The following is a 14,590-nucleotide window of genomic DNA, read 5'->3' on the forward strand; positions in this document are numbered from 1 at the left end:
CCATCACATCTCTGACTAGCTGAGGACCAGCTGTGACCAAGCCTGTCGTACTCATTGCCGAAGAGCTCAGCCCCGCCACCATCGAGGCGCTGGGCCCGGACTTCGAGATCCGCCACTGCAACGGTGCCGACCGCACCGAGCTGCTCGCCGCGATCGTCGACGTGGACGCCATCCTGGTGCGCTCCGCGACCAAGGTGAACGAGGAAGCCCTCGCCGCCGCCAGGAAGCTGAAGGTCGTCGCCCGTGCGGGTGTCGGTCTCGACAACGTGGACGTCAAGGCGGCCACCCAGGCCGGCGTCATGGTGGTCAACGCGCCCACCTCCAACATCACCTCCGCCGCAGAGCTCGCCGTCGCGCTGATGCTCTCCGCGGCCCGCCACATCAGCCCGGCCCACGCGGCGCTGACCAACGGTGAGTGGAAGCGCTCCAAGTACACCGGCGTCGAGCTGCTCGAGAAGACCGTCGGCATCGTCGGCCTCGGCCGCATCGGTGTCCTGGTGGCCCAGCGCCTCCAGGCCTTCGGCATGAAGGTCATCGCGTACGACCCCTACGTGCAGGCCGGTCGCGCCGCCCAGATCGGCGCCCGCCTCGTCGACCTCGACACCCTGATGGCCGAGGCCGACTTCATCTCCGTCCACCTGCCCAAGACGCCCGAGACCGTCGGCCTCATCGGTGCCGAGCAGCTGGCCAAGGCCAAGAAGGAGCTCGTCCTCGTCAACGCCGCCCGCGGCGGCATCGTCGACGAGGCCGCCCTCTACGACGCCCTCAAGAACAACCAGATCTACGCCGCCGGTCTCGACGTCTTCGACAAGGAGCCCTGCACCGACAGCCCGCTCTTCACCCTGGAGAACGTCGTCGCCACGCCGCACCTGGGCGCGTCGACCGACGAGGCGCAGGAGAAGGCCGGCGTCGCCGTGGCCAAGTCGGTCCGCCTCGCCCTCTCGGGTGAGCTCGTGCCCGACGCCGTCAACGTCCAGGGTGGCGTCATCGCCGAGGACGTGCGTCCCGGCATCCCGCTCACCGAGAAGCTCGGCCGCGTCTTCACCGCGCTGGCCGGCGAGGTCGCGCAGCAGATCGACGTCGAGGTCCGCGGCGAGATCACCGAGTACGACGTCAAGGTGCTCGAGCTGGCTGCCCTCAAGGGTGTCTTCGCCGACATCGTCGAGGACCAGGTCTCCTACGTGAACCCCGCTGCTGGCCGCCGAGCGCGGCACCGCGGTGCGCCTGGTCACCGAGTCGGAGAGCCCCGACCACCGCAACCTGATCACCATCCGCGGCACCCTGGCCGACGGCCAGCAGATCTCCGTCGGCGGCACCCTCGTGGGCATCGCCCAGAAGGAGCGCCTGGTCGAGGTCAACGGCTTCGACGTCGACATCGAGCCCACCGAGCACCTCGCCTTCTTCACCTACGAGGACCGTCCGGGCATGGTCGGCACCGTCGGCCGCATCCTCGGCGAGTCGAACGTCAACATCGCCGGCATGCAGGTCGCCCGCGACGCCAAGGGCGGCCACGCCCTGGTCGCCCTCTCGGTCGACTCCGCCATCCCGGCCGAGTCGCTCGCCGAGATCAAGGGTGCCATGACCGCCACGCGCGTGCGTGCGGTCAACCTGTCCTGAGCTGGCACGCTGCGGCCCGGTCCCACCTCGGTGGGGCCGGGCCGCCGCCATTTCGTGGCGGGGGGGAGCGGGCGCAGGATGGGGCCCATGACCTCCAGCACCACCGGCCCGTCGCGACCCGCCGTCCAGCTCCTCGACGTCGGTCCGGTGACGCAGCTGCGGGCCGGTCGCCTGGGGCGTCGTCTGCCGCAGCTGCTGGTCGGCCTGGTGCTCTACGGCGTCTCGTTGGGCTTCATGGTCCAGGGCGCCCTCGGCGTCGCGCCGTGGGACGTCATGCACCTGGCGATCACCCGCTTCGTCCCGCTGACGCTGGGGCAGGTCGTCGTCGTCGCCAGCTTCGTCGTCCTGCTGGCCTGGATCCCGCTGCGGGAGAAGCCCGGCGTGGGCACCGTCGCCAACGCCTTCCTGGTGGGCCTGTCGGCCGACGCCACCCTGGCGCTGGTGCCGGAGCCCGACGCCCTGGCCTGGCGCCTCCTGCTCGTCGGAGCGGGCGTGGTCCTCAACGGGGTCGCCACGGCCCTCTACATCGGCGCGCAGCTGGGGCGCGGACCCCGCGACGGCCTGATGACCGGGCTGGCGCGGCGTACGGGAGCCTCCCTGCGCCTCGTGCGAACGCTGCTGGAGGTCGCCGTGGTCGTCGTCGGCCTGCTGCTCGGCGGTCGTTTCGGCGCCGAGCTCGGGGTCGGGACCGTGCTCTACGCGCTGGCCATCGGCCCCCTCGCGCAAGCCTTCCTGCCGTACGCCGTCGTCGACCTGCCGGCGGCAGCGCCGGTCGAGCCGTCGGTCGACGGCTGAAGGGTCAGCGTCAGCGACGCGTGGCGATGAGCACCGACGCGTCGTGGGAGATCATCACCTCGACCGCGGTGAACCGTTCGTCGGTGAGCCACTCCTCGCGGAGCGTGTCGACGCGCCCGAGGTAGATCGGCGGCCACGACTCGCAGGGGGTGAAGTCGTCGAGGACGACAATGCCGCCCGGCTCGACCAGGTCGGCGATGGCGTCGACGCGCACGCTCTGGGGCTCGCCCGAGTCGAGGAAGAGCAGCGAGAAGGGGCCCTTGCTCGACAGCGTGGACCAGTCGGCCTCGAAGACCTCGACCGAGTCGTCGTCCTCGAAGATCTCCGCCGCGGCCTGGGCCAGGCGCGGGTTGAGCTCCGCGGTGAGGATCCGCGCGTCGGTCTGCACGCCGGAGCGCAGCCAGGCGGTGCCGACGCCGGCGCCGGTGCCGAACTCGGCGAGGACGCCGCTGCGGGTCGCCGCCAGGGTGGCCAGCAGGCGACCCGTCTCGTTGCGGCAGAACGACACGTAGCCCGCCCGGCGGGAGACGTCGAACGCGCGACGGACGATGTCCGGAAGTTCGGGGGGAGCACTCACTCCCGAAGTCTCCCACCCGCCCGTGGGTGTGACGTACGTCGTCCACGCGCTGAAACCCTCGACATCGCCCCGCCCGCGTCGTATGGTCCTCCCATCATGTGGAGCGTGCTCGTACTCATCGACCGCCGCGGCGAGGCCTGACAGAGGGCCACCTCGCCGCGGTGTGCGGCGTTGTACGTGGCCCTCGACTCGCAGCCTCCCCGCTCCGCACTGATCTGCTGGCCTGAGCAGCGCAACCCGTCGCTCGCGGTCCGATGATCGGAACGTCCCCCGCCCCACCGGCCGGGACGTCTGCCTCGCGATCCGTGAGGGCTCCGAACCGGGCCCCGTCGTGGCGACCCTCACCAGGGTGCCGTCGGCGTCTCCGCGGTGCGGGGCGTGGAGGCTTCCACACCCTGCTGCACCCGCTTCTGCACCCGCTTCTGCACCCCTTGTCCGACCCCGGTCCCCGGGGACGCACCCCTCAGGAGAGAGCATGTACGAGTTGAACCCGGCCGACTGGGGCCCGAGCCGTCACGACCCCTCGGCCCCGCACAGCCACCACGCGCTGCAGCTGGCAGTTGACCTGCGAGATGCCGCCGACCAGCGACCCGACGACAACTAACCTGCGGAGCCATGACCACCACCTCACCCGAGTCCCCGATCAAGCTCGCTGTCATCCCCGGCGACGGGATCGGACCCGAGGTCACCGACGAGGCGCTCAAGGTCCTCGACGCGGTGGCCCCCCACGCCTTCGCCGTCACCCGCTACACGCTGGGTGCCGAGCACTACCTCGCCACCGGTGAGGTTCTCCCCGACTCGGTCCTGGACGAGGTACGTGGTCAGGACGCCATCCTGCTCGGCGCGATCGGCGGCAAGCCGAACGACCCGAACATCCCGCCCGGCCTGCTCGAGCGCAGCCTCCTGCTGCGTCTGCGCTTCGAGCTCGACCACCACGTCAACCTGCGACCCTCGAAGCTCTACCCGGGCGTCGGGTCGCCGCTCGCCAACCCCGGCGAGATCGACTTCGTGGTCGTGCGTGAAGGCACCGAGGGCCCCTACACGGGCAACGGTGGCGCCATCCGCGTCGGCACCCCGCACGAGATGGCGACCGAGGTCAGCGTCAACACGGCGTACGGCATCGAGCGCGTCGTGCGCGACGCCTTCGCCCGCGCCCAGAAGCGCCGCAAGAAGCTGACGCTGGTCCACAAGACCAACGTCCTGGTCCACGCCGGCTCCATGTGGTGGCGCATCGTCAACGAGGTCGCGACCGAGTTCCCCGAGGTCACGGTCGACTACCTGCACATCGACGCAGCGACGATCTTCATGACCACCGACCCGGGTCGCTTCGACGTGATCGTCACCGACAACCTCTTCGGCGACATCATCACCGACCTGGCCGCCGCCGTCACCGGTGGCATCGGCCTGGCCGCCTCGGGCAACCTGAACCCGTCGCGGTCGACCCCGTCGATGTTCGAGCCCGTGCACGGGTCGGCGCCCGACATCGCCGGCCAGCAGAAGGCCGACCCCACCGCGGCCATCCTCTCGGCGGCGATGCTCCTCGACTTCTTCGACATGAGCGAGGCCGCCGAGCGCATCGAGAAGGCCGTCGAGGCCGACATCGCCGAGCGTGACGCCGACCGGCCCCGTCCGACCGCCGCGATCGGCGACGCCATCGCAGCCCGAGTGTAGGTTCAGCCCATGGAGATCAGCACCACCCTGACCGACTCCCCGGTCGACGACGCTCGGCTCGCGGAGATCCTGTCCGACCCCGGTTCGGCGTGCACTTCACCGACCACATGTTCACCGTCGAGTGGACCCCCGAGAAGGGGTGGCACGACGCCCGGATCACCCCCTACGGCCCGCTGACCCTCGACCCCGCCACCGCGGTCCTGCACTACGCGCAGGAGACCTTCGAGGGGATGAAGGCCTACCGCCACGGCGACGGGTCGATCCACCTCTTCCGCCCCGAGGCCAACGCCGAGCGGATGATCACGTCCAGCCAGCGCCTGGCGCTGCCCGAGCTGCCCGTCGACGACTTCATCCAGGCCGTCGAGGCCCTGGTGAAGGTCGACGAGCGCTGGGTCCCCGCCGGTGAGGGCGAGAAGTCGCTCTACCTGCGTCCGTTCATGTTCGCCAGCGAGAAGTTCCTCGGCGTCCGCCCCAGCCAGCACGTCACCTTCATGGTGATCGCCAGCCCGGCGGGCTCCTACTTCAAGGGCGGCCTGAAGCCGGTCAGCCTCTGGCTCACCGAGGAGTACACCCGCGCCGGACGCGGTGGCATGGGAGCGGCCAAGACCGGCGGCAACTACGCCTCGTCGCTGATCGCGCAGCAGGAGGCCACCAGCCACGGCTGCGACCAGGTCGTCTTCCTCGACGCCCAGGAGGGTGTCTACGTCGAGGAGCTCGGCGGCATGAACATGTACTTCGTGTACGCCGACGGCTCCATCGTCACCCCGGCCACCGGCACGATCCTCGAGGGCATCACCCGCTCCTCGATCATCGCGCTGGCCCGCCAGATGGGCCACGAGGTCACCGAGCGCCGCTTCGCCATCGACGAGTGGCGCAAGGGGGTGGAGTCCGGCGAGATCGTCGAGATCTTCGCCTGCGGCACCGCCGCCGTGGTCTCCCCGGTCGGTGAGCTGCGCTCCGCCGCCGGCACCACCCCGGCCCCGGCCTCGACCGAACTGACCATGAAGATCCGCTCCGCGCTGGTCGACGTGCAGTTCGGCCGCGCCGACGACACCTTCGGGTGGTTGCACCAGGTCGTGTGACACGAGGGCTAACCTCATGTCGTGAGCGTCCACCCACGACCCCATCGCCCCCGCCCGGGCTGAGCGTCGGCGGCTACCAGCTGCTCGCGCGCCTGGGTGAAGGTGGCATGGGGGTCGTGCACCTGGCGCGCAGCCCCTCGGGGGAGCGGGTCGCCCTCAAGGTGATCCGCCCCAACGTCATCGGTGACGACGAGTCGCGCGCCCGGCTGGCCCGCGAGGTCAACTCGCTGCTGCGCGTGCGCAGCAGGCGGGTCGCCGAGATCATCGACGCCGACCCGTGGGGCGACGTGCCGTTCGTGGCGACCCGCTACGTCCCCGGCTACTCGCTGCACGACCAGGTGCGTCAGGTCGGCACCCTGGAGGGTGACGAGCTGGTCTGGTTCGCCCGCTGCCTGGCCCAGGCGATCGGCGCGGTCCACGACGTCGGCGTCGTGCACCGCGACATCAAGCCCTCCAACATCCTGATGGAGGGACGTACGCCCGTCCTCATCGACTTCGGGCTCGCGCGCCTCGCCGACGACGCCAAGCTCACCGCGCAGGGCTGGCTGCTCGGAACCCCCGGCTACCTGGCGCCCGAGATCCTGCACGGCGAGGACGCCAGCGTCGCCTCCGACATCCACTCGTGGGCCGCCACCGTCGCCTTCGCCGGCACCGGCCGCGCGCCCTTCGGCAGCGGGCCGTCGGTGGCGGTGATGGACCGCGTACGCCGCGGCGAGCACGACCTCACCGGCCTGCCCGAGGAGGTCGCCGAGGTGGTGCTGGCCGGCCTCGACCCCGAGCCGCGCAACCGGCCCACGGTCGCGGCGATCATGACCTGGCTCGACCTGGCGGAGCCCGACGCGTTCGCCGACGAGGAGGTCCTCGACCCGGAGGACGACACCTCCACCCGCTACGTGCCGCTGGAGCCCTTCCCGGTCACGCGGCCCTACACGCAGTACCAGCCCCAGCCGATGTCTGGGCCGGTGCTCCACGCCGTGCCCGATCCGGAGCCGGCGACCATCGCGGTGCCCGTCACGCCTGCCGCAGCCCCATTGCTCGAGGACCCGTGGCAGGCGTCCCGCTGGCCGGGGGAGCAGTGGCCGCAGGAGCAGCGGCCGGTCGACGAGGTGGAGTTCACCGACGACCCGTGGTCGGTGCCCGAGGAGCTCGAGCCGGCGACGAAGCCCAAGGTCGGGTTCGGCCTGCGGCTGCGCCGCGCCACGCTGCTGCTCTGCCTGGGGCTCGCGGTCTCACTGGGCTTCGCCGCCTCGCCGTGGGTCGCGCGGCCGCGGTCACGCTCGTCGTCTGGTTCGTGCGTACGCTCTCGCGCACCGCGAGCGCTGCCGCCGAGCGCCGCACCCTGCGCGGCGCCAAGTGGTACGACGGCATGCAGACCGTCGCCGCCACCCCCGTGCACGTCTTCTCGTCGCTGCCCGGCACCCTGGCCCTGCTCGTGTGGGCCGCAGGCCTCGGTGTCGTGGGCGGGCTGGTCTGCTTCACGGTCGGCGCCCAGCCCCAGACCACCCTCGCCGCGGTCGGGGCCGGCGTCGCGCTCGGCACCTGGATCGGGCCGGGCGCCACCCGCGTACGCCGTGGCGTCGCCCCGCTGGTCCGGCCTTTCGCCGCGCACCCCGTGGTCTGGTTCCTCGCCCTCGTCGCCTCGGTCGTGGGCCTCTTCGCCGGCGCCACGGCGCTCGACGGCGGGGCGGCCAGCCATCCCACCTCGTGGAGCCAGCTGCCGTGACCGAGCTCCACGACCTGACCGCGCTGGAGCAGGGGAGTGCCGTACGCCGCGGCGAGGTCTCCCCGGTCGAGCTGGCGCAGCACTACCTCGAGCGCGTCGACGAGGTCGGCGCCTTCGTGACCCGCGTGCCCGAGCTGGCCCTCGAGCGTGCGGCGGCGTTGCCGCGCCACGGCGCCTCGCCACTGCACGGCGTACCGACGGCGATCAAGGACCTGAACCCGACCGCCGGCGTGCGCACCACCTTCGGCTCGGCGGCCTACGACGACTTCGTGCCCAACTTCTCCGACAACGTGACGCTCTCGATCGAGGCAGCCGGCATGGTCTGGCTCGGCAAGACCAACACCCCCGAGTTCGGCTCGCCCTGCTACACCGAGCCCGACGTCGGCCCGCCCGCGGTGACCCCGTGGGACCGCAGCCGCACCGCCGGCGGCTCGTCGGGTGGGGCTGCCGCCGCGGTGGCCGCCGGGCTGGTGCCGGTCGCGCAGGGCTCCGACGGGGGTGGCTCGATCCGGATCCCCGCCTCCTGCTGCGGCCTGGTCGGCCTGAAGCCGTCGCGCGGACGGGTGAGCGCGGCGCCGACGTACGGCGACCCGGTGGGCCTGGCCACCGCCGGGACGCTCGCGCGCACCGTGGCCGACGCCGCGGCGATGCTCGACGTGCTCGCCGGCCACCGGGTCGGCGACCCGACGTGGGCGCCCGACCCGGCGCAGAGCTTCCTCGAGGCGACCCGCCGCGAGCCCGGGCGGCTGCGGGTCGCCCGCTTCGCCACCCCGATCCTCACCGACGTCGACGTCGACCCCGAGTGCCTCCGGGCCTGGGAGGACGCCTCGACCCTGCTGGAGTCACTGGGCCACGAGGTCGTCGACGTCCCGGTGCCGCTCGCCCGCGAGGCGGTGCCGATCTTCGAGGTCTGCTGGGCGGTGCTGACCGCACTGTCGACCGCGCCTCCGGGCCGCGAGCACCAGCTTCGCCCGCTGACCACCTGGCTGACCGAGCGCGGTCGCGCGGTCTCCGGCCCCGACTTCGGACTGGCGATCGGGGAGATGCGGCGACTGGCCGCACAGGCGCTCGAGGCGCTGGCGCCGTACGACGTCGTGCTCACCCCGACCCTGGCCGCTCCGCCGGTGCCGGTCGGGGCGCTGCGCAACGACGCCGACCCCGAGGCTGACTTCGAGGCCCAGAAGCGCTTCACCCCCTGGACCTCCGCCTGGAACGTGACCGGCATGCCGGCGATGTCGCTGCCGACCCACTGGACGCCCGAGGGGCTCCCTGTCGGTGTGATGGTCGCTGGGCGTCCGGCCGAGGACGAGGTGCTGCTGTCGGTGGCCGCGCAGGTCGAGGCAGCCAGCGACTGGCGAGGACGTACGCCGCCGGGCTGGTGACGTCAGTCGTCCCAGGTCAGTCGTCGCCCAGCCCGCGCGCGTGCAGCGCGTCGCCGGTGTCGCGGGCGTGGGCCACCGTGCGTACGACGAAGGGCGTGAGCCAGGTGCGCGGGTTGCGCTCCAGGCCGCGGGCCCGGGCGGCGTCGCGGGTCTCCCCGGCGATGGTCAGCAGCATCGGGATCGTGCGGAGCACCAGGCTGAAGGCGAGCGCCACCTTCTCCGGGTTGACGCCGACGCGCCGCAACGGGCCGAGCGCGCGCACGATCGTGTCGAGCAGCTCGTCGACCGGCGTGGTCGCGGTGAGCACGGTCGCCAGCAGCACCAGCGCGAGCAGGTCACCGACCTGCTCGACCGCGACCTGCCAGGTGCCGAAGAGCAGGTGGTAGGCCAGCAGGATCGCGGCCATCACGAAGAACGGCCGCAGGGAGCGCAGCGTCGCGGCGAAGCCGGTGCCCGACCAGGCGACGAGCCCGAGCGCGACCGCAAGCGCGGCTGCCCCCGAGACGGGGCCGCGGAGCACGACGACCACCGTGCTCAGTGCCATCAGGGCGAGCATCTTGGCGCCCGCCGGCATCCTGTGCAGCCAGGTGGTGCCGGGGCGGTAGGTGCCGAGGAGGGTGACCACGCTCAGACGCTCGCCCGGTAGTGCGCGACGGCCTCGGCAGCGGGGCCGTCGAAGACGACCCGGCCGTCGCTGACCACCAGGGCGCGCTCGCACCGGACCGCGAGGTCGAGGTCGTGGGTGCACACGACGACCTGCTGCGGCAACGACATGAGCAGGTCGCCGATCATCCGGCTGTTGGCCAGGTCGAGCAGCGTCGTCGGCTCGTCGGCCACGAGCACGTCGGGCTCGCAGGCCAGCACGCCGGCGATCGCCAGCAGCTGGCGCTGTCCTCCGGAGAGGGCGTGCACGCTGCGGTCGGCGAGCTCCTCCAGGCCGTACGTCGCCAGCACGGCCCGCGCCGCCGCGTCACGGTCGCTGCGGGAGCGGTGGAAGCGACGCAGCGACAGGCTGACGTCCTCCAGCACGGTCGGCATGACGAGTTGCGCCGACGGGTCGGTGAAGACGAACCCCACCTTGCGCCGGACCTCCCGGCCCTTCTCGGCGACGTCCAGGTCGTCCACCAGCACACGCCCGGAGCTGGGGGAGACGAGCCCGTTGAGGAGCCGGGCCAGGGTCGACTTGCCCGACCCGTTGGGGCCGATCAGGGCGATGCGCTGCTCGGTGAGCTCGAGCGTCGTCTCGCCGAGGATCTCCACGTCGCCGTCGGCCGTGACGGCGTTGACGACGACGTGGTCGAGGAGGAGGCGGCTCACGCGTCGATGGTCTCGCGCTCAGTCGCGCTCCGGCGCCGCGGGGTGGGCAGCAGGTCGGGGAAGGCGGCGTGCACGGAGGTGGCGACCACGGCCGTGAGGACCGCCTTGACCACGTCGCCGGGGATGAAGGTCGCGTTGTAGACGGTGGCCGCGGTCCAGGTCATGTCGGCGCGCCAGACCATGCCGGCGATACCGAGCGTGTGGATCACCGCGAAGGTGCTGACCAGGCAAGCGCCGAGGATGAGGGCGAAGCCGAGCGCGGTGCTGCGGCGGCGGACGTGCTGCACCAGGAAGCCGGTCAGGGCGGCGGCCACCAGGAAGCCGACCAGGTAGCCGACCGACGGGGTGAGGAAGATGCTCGGGCCGGAGCGGCCCATCGTGAAGACCGGCAGGCCCGCGATGCCGACCAGCATGTAGAGCCCGATCGCCAGGAAGCCGCGCCACGGACCCAGCAGCGCGCCGGTCAGCAGGACGCCGAAGGTCTGGAGGGTGATCGGCACCGATCCGCCGGTCTTGATCGCCGGAAGAAGGGCACAGACGGCCACCAGGGCGGCGAAGGTCGTGATCAGAGCCAGGTCCTTCGCCTCCAGGCGGGGCAGGCGAGAGCGGGTGGAGCTGGTGGCGGGGGAGGTGGCCACGGGAGGCGCCTTTCGACGGCGGGAGAGATGGGCGAGCAACACCTGAACAGTGGTCAGGTGAACGGCGTTCAGGTTATGGTTGGCCCCGCGTCGCGTCAACCGGTTCGCCACTGAATCGTCGATGTGACTCGCGCCACGCACCCAGCCCCGGCCCAGCATGGAGGTCCCGTTGCGTCACCACCGCTCCGACGTCGTCGAGCACGCCATCGCCGTGCTCGACTCCTACGGCCTGGCCGACCTGACGATGCGCCGCCTCGCCGCCGAGCTCGACGTGCGGCCCAGTGCGCTCTACCACCACTTCGCCAACAAGCAGACGCTGCTCGCTGCCGTGGCCGACGAACTGCTGACGCGCGGCCTGCGACCGCTGGACGCGGGGGAGTGGGACGCCCGCCTCACCCAGGCCGCGAGCCAGCTGCGCGACGCCCTGCTCGCCTGGCGTGACGGCGCCGAGCTGGTGGCCACCGTGCACGCCTTCGGCCTCGGTGGGCAGGCAGCGTACGACCACGTCGCGCAGGCGCTCGAGGGCAGCGGCCTCGACGAGCAGTGGCGAGCCACCGCAGCCCGCACGGTGCTGCACCTGGTCTTCGGCCACGCGACCGCCGAGCAGACCCAGGTGCAGGCCAGCAGCGCCGGCGCCATTGACGCCGAGCCGGGTGGGGTCGACGACTTCGCCGACGGGCTCTCGCTGGTGGTGGCCGGGATCCGTGCCGAGGTGCAGTCGCGCCACACGCCCTGACGAGCGGCTGAAAGGTCAGTACGACGCGTCGACGACCGCGCCGTGCTGCTCGGCCAGGCGAACGGCTCCAGCCAGGCCGACGGCGGTGCGGTCGAGCCGCGCCGCCCGCAGGTCGACCCCCTCGAGGGTCGCGCCGCGCAGGTCTGCCTCGCGCAGGTCGGTCTCCCGCAGGGTGGCGTGGCTGAGGTCGCAGCCGCTGAGGTCAGCCTTGGCCAGGGTGGCCATCGACAGGTCGGCGTCGCGCAGATCCAGCCCCGCGAGCCGTACGCCGGCGAGGTTCGCGCCGCGCAGCACCACCCCGCGCCAGCTCCCGCCGAGGATCTTGACGGGCCGCATCGTGCACTCGTCGAAGGTCGAGCCCGCCACCTTGCACCCGTCGAATGTGGCGTCGAAGAGGTTGCAGCGGCGGAGCTCGCAGGCGACGAAGGCGCTCGCCACGTGGCTGGACGCGTTGAAGCGGCAGCCGTCGAAGACGCAGTTCTCGAACGTGGTGCCGCGCGTGGTGACCTCGCTGAGGTCGACCCGGCTGAAGGTGCAGTCGACGAACCGCAGGCCCGACAGGTCGTCGCCGTACCAGTCCTCGTCGCGGTAGGTCAGACCCTTGGTCTCCGAACCCCTTGCGCTCTCCTCGCTCACGCGGTCACCGTACCGAGCGGCCAGCGACGTACGAGGTGGCATCGACCGGCCTCGTACCAGGCCAGGTCGAGCCACTCCGCGCGTGCCTTCACCGGCACCGTGTCGCCGAGCAGGGCCTGCGTCGATGTCTCGGTGACGTCGCCGTGCGCCAGGTCGAGGGTGAGGTGCGGCGCCGGCGGGAACTCGCCGCCGTAGGGCGGGAAGTCGGGGAAGGCCTCCATCAGCAGCTGCGTCAACCGGTTGAAGCCGTCGGCGGGCTCGGGGACCAGGTGGATGATCCCGGTGGGGAAGGTGGCGAGGCGTTCCAGTGCGTAGTCGAACGGCTCCACCTGGCGGCGATCGCCGCGACCGTCGTCTCGGTCTCCGCGTCCAACGCGTCGACGAAGGGGCCCAGCGCGGTGACGTGTGCGTGGGTGAAGGCCGGGTCGGTCGAGACGTAGTCGGTGTCGTAGAAGGCGGTGCGCTCGCGGACCCACTCCTCCAGCGGCGGCACCGGGACCTGCAGGACGCTGTGCCCGGGGTGACGGGCGGGCGTGGCGTGGGCGTCGGGCTGGTTCACGGGCTCTCCTGGTCGGGGGGAGGTGATCGTTGCACGCGCCCCCGACGATTTCGCCGCCGCACCACGTCACCCTCAGCATGGACGCTCGACCTCCGACCGGGCGGAGGTCCTTCTCGTGGAGGTACTCATGCGCGTCGTCGTCGTCGCACTGCTCGCCGGGCTGCTGCTCGTGGGTCCGCCCGCGCAGGCCGCGCCACCGGCTGCCGTCAAGGTGAGCGTGAGCGCGTCCACGACCAAGGCCACCACCGGTTCCGCGCTGCGCTTCTCGGGCAAGGTCGGGGGCCGGTCGGCAGGCGCCGTCGTCGCCGTCGAGCGGCGTACGCAGCGGGGATGGGTCGTGGTGCGGACCGGGAAGGTCACCGCGGGCAAGAAGTACGTCGTACGCACGACCGTGCGCCAGGGCGCCACGCGCTACCGGGTCAAGGTCCGCCGCACCGCCCGGATCAAGGCCTCGGTCTCGCGCGTGGTGACCGTCCGAGGGGTCCGGGCCTCGGCTCCTGCCCCCGCCCCTTCGCCCAGTCCGTCGCCCAGTCCGTCGCCGGTCAGCCCCGAGGTGGCGTTGATCCTCCAGGAGACCAACGCCTTCCGGGCGCAGCACCAGCTCAAGCCACTGACCCTCTCGGCGCCGATCTCCGAGGTCGCGCAGCGGTGGAGCCAGACGATGGCGAGCACGGGCACGTTCGCCCACAACCCGTCGTACGCGTCGCAGATCCCGAAGGGGTGGACGCGCGCCGCGGAGAACATCGCCGCTGGCTACGCGGTCGACGCCGTGGTCGACGGGTGGATCAACAGCCCCGGCCACCGCGCCAACCTGCTCGGCGATTTCACCCACATCGGGATCGGCTACGTCTCGGCGCCGGGCACGCCGTACACGCGCTACTTCACGCAGAACTTCGCGAAGTACTGACCAGCGTCGGAGCGGCGACCTCGAGGAGCCGCTCCACCTCGGCCAGCAGCCGAGCTCGCAGGGGAGCGGACCGCTCGGTGTAGTCGCGCTGCGCGGCGACGTACTCCGCCTTGCCCTCGGGTGTCTCGATCCGCACCGGCGTGAACTCCTCGTCGTCGAGCCACAGCCCGGTGAGGTCGTAGGGCGCCGCGCGCATGTCGAGGATCCGGATGTCGCGCGCGAGCTCGAAGCAGTCGGCCACCAGGTCGGAGCTGATCATCGGGCTGAGCCGGAAGGCGTGCTTATAGAGGTCCATCGAGGCGTGCAGGCAGCCCGGCTGCTCGAACTCCGGCCGGTCGTCCTGCCCTGGGTCCAGCGTGTTGAGCGGCTTCGCCGGGGGAGTGAAGAAGCGGTAGGCGTCGAAGTGTGAGCAGGCGATCCGGTGCGACTCGACGACCTCGTCGGTGGCCGCGCCGCCCAGCCGCAGCGGCCACGCCGCGTGACGGGTCTTGTCCTGCTCGAGCCGGTAGACCATCGCCCACTCGTGCAGCCCGAAGCAGCCGAAGTGCGGGGCGCGGTCGAGCGTGGCGCGCAGCAGTCGCCGCAGCGCGGTGAGCAGGACCTGCTGGCTCTCGACGTACGACGCGGGCACGTGCGCGACGCCGTCGACGACCTCGTAGCCCTTGAGGGATGCGTACGCCTCGGCCTGCGCCATGCCGGTGCCGAAGCCGGGGTGCCACTTCCGCAGGGCGCCCGGCTTCTGGGAGTAGTAGACGAAGAGGAAGTCGTGCACCGGGTGCTTGGTGCGGTGCGTACGCCGTGCCAGGTGCGCGTCGAGGAAGGGCGCGAGGCGGGCGTCGTGCGCTGTGGCACGCGCCTGCCAGTCGTCGGGTTCCAGCACTCGCACGGGGCCACAGTAGTCGTCGGCGGGGGTGGCGGACGAAGTTGAACGGGTGTGAGATACCCGATTC

Annotated in this window: 17 protein-coding genes and 2 pseudogenes; 11 read left to right on the top strand and 8 right to left on the bottom strand. The window is 72.0% G+C overall.

The features are described from left to right. Window positions 1–32: 32 nt before the first annotated feature. From serA to yczE, 3 genes and pseudogenes are all read left to right on the top strand, one after another. Window positions 33–1,136: pseudogene (serA, locus tag E2C04_RS05880) on the top strand (phosphoglycerate dehydrogenase); the annotation flags it as partial. 82 nt (window positions 1,137–1,218) lie between these two features. Continuing rightward, entirely contained in the window at window positions 1,219–1,617 is a 399-nt protein-coding gene (locus E2C04_RS19375; RefSeq protein ID WP_238694444.1) for an ACT domain-containing protein, read from the top strand. Window positions 1,618–1,704: 87 nt separating this feature from the next. Next, window positions 1,705–2,412: a membrane protein YczE gene (yczE, locus tag E2C04_RS05885; protein WP_135831915.1), complete on the top strand. Its 708-nt coding sequence runs from the start codon at window positions 1,705–1,707 to the stop codon at window positions 2,410–2,412. Between the two features lie 10 nt (window positions 2,413–2,422). Here yczE and E2C04_RS05890 read toward each other — a convergent pair whose 3' ends face one another. Continuing rightward, a complete protein-coding gene (locus tag E2C04_RS05890; protein ID WP_135831916.1) occupies window positions 2,423–2,989 on the bottom strand; it encodes an O-methyltransferase in 567 nt (188 codons plus the stop codon). 475 nt (window positions 2,990–3,464) lie between these two features. Here E2C04_RS05890 and E2C04_RS20730 point away from each other — a divergent pair, with 475 nt between their 5' ends. The 6 genes and pseudogenes from E2C04_RS20730 (at window position 3,465) to E2C04_RS05915 (ending at window position 8,847) form a co-directional block, all read left to right on the top strand. Further along, a complete protein-coding gene (locus E2C04_RS20730; protein ID WP_268234025.1) occupies window positions 3,465–3,593 on the top strand; it encodes a hypothetical protein in 129 nt (42 codons plus the stop codon). A gap of 11 nt (window positions 3,594–3,604) precedes the next feature. Further along, window positions 3,605–4,660 (top strand): 3-isopropylmalate dehydrogenase, encoded by a 1,056-nt coding sequence (locus E2C04_RS05895; RefSeq protein WP_135831917.1) that lies wholly within the window; start codon window positions 3,605–3,607, stop codon window positions 4,658–4,660. A gap of 89 nt (window positions 4,661–4,749) precedes the next feature. Continuing rightward, complete coding sequence (locus E2C04_RS05900) at window positions 4,750–5,742, top strand: branched-chain amino acid aminotransferase (RefSeq protein ID WP_135831918.1); 993 nt, start codon at window positions 4,750–4,752, stop codon at window positions 5,740–5,742. Window positions 5,743–5,849: 107 nt separating this feature from the next. Then, window positions 5,850–6,497 (top strand): annotated as a pseudogene (locus E2C04_RS21850) (serine/threonine-protein kinase); the annotation flags it as partial. Between the two features lie 497 nt (window positions 6,498–6,994). Continuing rightward, window positions 6,995–7,465: a hypothetical protein gene (locus tag E2C04_RS05910; protein WP_135831919.1), complete on the top strand. Its 471-nt coding sequence runs from the start codon at window positions 6,995–6,997 to the stop codon at window positions 7,463–7,465. Next, window positions 7,462–8,847 carry an amidase gene (locus E2C04_RS05915; protein ID WP_135831920.1) on the top strand — a complete coding sequence of 462 codons (1,386 nt, stop codon included), beginning with the start codon at window positions 7,462–7,464 and terminating at the stop codon, window positions 8,845–8,847. Before E2C04_RS05910 ends, E2C04_RS05915 begins: the two co-directional genes overlap by 4 nt. Before the next feature lie 16 nt (window positions 8,848–8,863). On the opposite strand, the gene E2C04_RS05920 is transcribed toward E2C04_RS05915, so the two are convergent. Genes E2C04_RS05920 through E2C04_RS05930 form a run of 3 tightly spaced genes read right to left on the bottom strand, consistent with a single transcriptional unit; the run spans window position 8,864 to window position 10,802 of the window. Beyond that, window positions 8,864–9,472 (bottom strand): energy-coupling factor transporter transmembrane component T family protein, encoded by a 609-nt coding sequence (locus tag E2C04_RS05920; RefSeq protein ID WP_135831921.1) that lies wholly within the window; start codon window positions 9,470–9,472, stop codon window positions 8,864–8,866. 2 nt (window positions 9,473–9,474) lie between these two features. Next, on the bottom strand, window positions 9,475–10,164 hold the full coding sequence (locus E2C04_RS05925) for an energy-coupling factor ABC transporter ATP-binding protein (protein ID WP_135831922.1): 690 nt from the start codon (window positions 10,162–10,164) through the stop codon (window positions 9,475–9,477). Further along, on the bottom strand, window positions 10,161–10,802 hold the full coding sequence (locus E2C04_RS05930; protein WP_202977917.1) for a biotin transporter BioY: 642 nt from the start codon (window positions 10,800–10,802) through the stop codon (window positions 10,161–10,163). The genes E2C04_RS05925 and E2C04_RS05930 overlap by 4 nt, the downstream gene beginning before the upstream one ends. A gap of 157 nt (window positions 10,803–10,959) precedes the next feature. Between E2C04_RS05930 and E2C04_RS05935 the strand changes: the two genes are divergently transcribed. Further along, window positions 10,960–11,538 carry a TetR/AcrR family transcriptional regulator C-terminal domain-containing protein gene (locus tag E2C04_RS05935; protein WP_229721480.1) on the top strand — a complete coding sequence of 193 codons (579 nt, stop codon included), beginning with the start codon at window positions 10,960–10,962 and terminating at the stop codon, window positions 11,536–11,538. Window positions 11,539–11,553: 15 nt separating this feature from the next. Here E2C04_RS05935 and E2C04_RS05940 read toward each other — a convergent pair whose 3' ends face one another. From E2C04_RS05940 to E2C04_RS18540, 3 genes are read right to left on the bottom strand one after another with little or no spacing between them, the layout of a single operon-like run. After that, window positions 11,554–12,174, bottom strand: a complete 621-nt coding sequence (locus E2C04_RS05940; RefSeq protein ID WP_229721481.1) for a pentapeptide repeat-containing protein — start codon at window positions 12,172–12,174, stop codon at window positions 11,554–11,556. Continuing rightward, window positions 12,171–12,503, bottom strand: coding sequence for a 2'-5' RNA ligase family protein (locus E2C04_RS18535; RefSeq protein WP_202977918.1), 333 nt, complete (start codon window positions 12,501–12,503; stop codon window positions 12,171–12,173). Before E2C04_RS18535 ends, E2C04_RS05940 begins: the two co-directional genes overlap by 4 nt. Next, the gene (locus E2C04_RS18540) at window positions 12,407–12,733 is read right to left on the bottom strand and encodes a hypothetical protein (protein ID WP_202977919.1); all 327 of its coding nucleotides are present in this window, start codon (window positions 12,731–12,733) and stop codon (window positions 12,407–12,409) included. The genes E2C04_RS18535 and E2C04_RS18540 overlap by 97 nt, the downstream gene beginning before the upstream one ends. Before the next feature lie 115 nt (window positions 12,734–12,848). On the opposite strand from E2C04_RS18540, the gene E2C04_RS05950 reads away from it, so the two are divergent. Further along, a complete protein-coding gene (locus E2C04_RS05950; protein WP_202977920.1) occupies window positions 12,849–13,640 on the top strand; it encodes a CAP domain-containing protein in 792 nt (263 codons plus the stop codon). Here E2C04_RS05950 and E2C04_RS05955 read toward each other — a convergent pair. Beyond that, the gene (locus E2C04_RS05955) at window positions 13,615–14,526 is read right to left on the bottom strand and encodes a 3-methyladenine DNA glycosylase (RefSeq protein ID WP_135831926.1); all 912 of its coding nucleotides are present in this window, start codon (window positions 14,524–14,526) and stop codon (window positions 13,615–13,617) included. The genes E2C04_RS05950 and E2C04_RS05955 overlap by 26 nt on opposite strands. Between the last annotated feature and the right edge of the window lie 64 nt (window positions 14,527–14,590).

It is taken from the genome of Nocardioides daphniae (assembly GCF_004777465.1).
Classification (GTDB): Bacteria; Actinomycetota; Actinomycetes; order Propionibacteriales; family Nocardioidaceae; genus Nocardioides; species Nocardioides daphniae.

Coding starts and splice junctions, on each gene's coding strand:
- E2C04_RS05935 (WP_229721480.1), top strand. CDS start 10,960: ATGGAGGTCCCGTTGCGTCACCACCGCTCCGACGTCGTCGAGCACGCC.
- yczE (WP_135831915.1), top strand. CDS start 1,705: ATGACCTCCAGCACCACCGGCCCGTCGCGACCCGCCGTCCAGCTCCTC.
- E2C04_RS05895 (WP_135831917.1), top strand. CDS start 3,605: ATGACCACCACCTCACCCGAGTCCCCGATCAAGCTCGCTGTCATCCCC.
- E2C04_RS20730 (WP_268234025.1), top strand. CDS start 3,465: ATGTACGAGTTGAACCCGGCCGACTGGGGCCCGAGCCGTCACGACCCC.